The following is a 1,741-nucleotide window of genomic DNA, read 5'->3' on the forward strand; positions in this document are numbered from 1 at the left end:
AGATGTGTATAAGAGACAGTAGGCATACGGCCCAAGCTTGAGCGTACGGTAGAGCTCGTCCGTCTCCGTAAAGCTGCTTGCCATCGTCCAGCCCTCACCGGCATCGTTCTCTGGCATTCGGTGAATCGCGTTCGAGATCGTCCGGATCGTCTCGACATCAAGACGGGGCGAAATCAAAAAGCTGTAGTTCGGGTACAAAGCGGAGCTCGCCAGGCACTGGCTGCTCGTCTGTGGACGAAGCGCGGTGGGACGCAGATTCTTGAGCGGATCACTTTCGGGATTCTTCTGGCGCTGCTTCTCCACCCAGCAGGCGCTGATGATCGCGGCGTCGGCGCGTCCATCACGAACCGCTTCAAGGCGCGGCTCGATGGCGAGCCCGAAATAGTCGATGCGCTTGAAGTACTTTTCCGGATCGAACCCGAGGTCGGCGATCTCCTTTTGGATGATGAGCAATCCTTGGAAGCCCATCGGGTGATTGACGGCGATGGTTTTGCCCTTCAGATCGACAAGGCTACTGATGTCCCGATTGTCCGCTCTGACGACGACGAGCGACCCGATGGCATGATCCGGATCCGGCTGAAGCGCCGTGTACACCGTTGCGATGTCGCGCATCCCGAAAGCGAGGTTCCGTCGATAAATTGAGGACCCCGTGATGACGATGTCAGCCTGGCCGGATCGAATGGCGGCATCGATTTCGTCAAGTCCCACTGAATGAACGATGAGCGGCCTCGGCCAAAGCGCTCGCTTGAGCGTTGCAATCGTATCCCTCAGAAGCTGCGGGGCGCTCTCCGGGTCAGTGAACTCCGTGCCGTAGATGCGAACTGGCACCCGGCTTCTGTCCAAAAAAACGCCGTACTCGATCGGCTCCGCTGCGGCAAGCCCGCATCCCAAGCAGCCGGCCGTCAGAAGGCTGGCAGCTGTCGTCATGAACGACCAGATGTTTTCTCCGAAGGCGGGCGATTGGACGGACGGCATCTTCATTTGCGGCTCCTGATGCCGGAATGATGCCGAGGATTTCGGAGCGCGTAAATAGCGCAAAGCCTGCCGTTGCGCCCCGACAAACTACGCGCGTACTCATTTTCGGAGCATAAAAGCAAGCAATACTGAAGGCCGCTTTGCTTCGGCCCGAGCATTCCCGTTTCGACGACCACAAAAAGGAGAGCGTCATGTTTGCGTCTCGAAGAAACCTTCTCAAAGCACTCGCCGTTGCGCCCGTTGCAGCCGGCGCAGCCTCGGTTCATGCAGCACCCACCGGCATGCCCCGCAAGTGGGATCAGGAATTCGACATCGTCATCGTCGGCGCGGGCGGGGGCGGACTGGCCGCTGCCGCCTATGCGCGCGAAGCAGGACTGTCGACCGTCATCTTGGAAAAAACGATGCTCGTCGGCGGGTCGACGCTGCTTTCCGGCGGACAGTGGTCCGTTGCGGACTCCGCCGAACAGCGCGAGCGAGGCATCAAGGACGCCGACGATATCTTCCTCAAAGACATGCTCAAGACGGGGCAGAACAAGAACGACCCCGATCTTGTCAAGGCAATGGCGGCCTCTAGCCGAATCGTCTACGAATTCGTCACCCAAAAGCTGAACACGAAGCCCGATACGGTTACGGCGGTCTCCGGCATGAGCGTGCCACGCGCTCATCACTTCGTCCCCTCGAAGCTCATCAAGGCTCTTTTCGACTGGGACAAGTCCCAAAAGGTCGTTTTCCTCATGAAGACGGCGGCCGAGAGACTTGTCTGGGA

At 59.0% G+C, this 1,741-nt stretch carries 2 protein-coding genes; one reads left to right on the plus strand and one right to left on the minus strand.

All coding sequences use genetic code 11. From position 1 onward, the window contains the following. Positions 1 to 981 (minus strand): phosphate/phosphite/phosphonate ABC transporter substrate-binding protein (locus H6A60_RS14450; protein WP_205104607.1); only part of this gene is annotated, 981 nt, incomplete at its 3' end. A gap of 185 nt (positions 982 to 1,166) precedes the next feature. On the opposite strand from H6A60_RS14450, the gene H6A60_RS11115 reads away from it, so the two are divergent. Continuing rightward, positions 1,167 to 1,741, plus strand: a 575-nt coding sequence (locus H6A60_RS11115; RefSeq protein WP_205104609.1) for an FAD-dependent oxidoreductase, incomplete at its 3' end; no start/stop codon positions are given.

Origin of the sequence: Sutterella massiliensis (assembly GCF_016899755.1) — a bacterium.
Taxonomy (GTDB): domain Bacteria; phylum Pseudomonadota; class Gammaproteobacteria; order Burkholderiales; family Burkholderiaceae_F; genus Sutterella; species Sutterella massiliensis.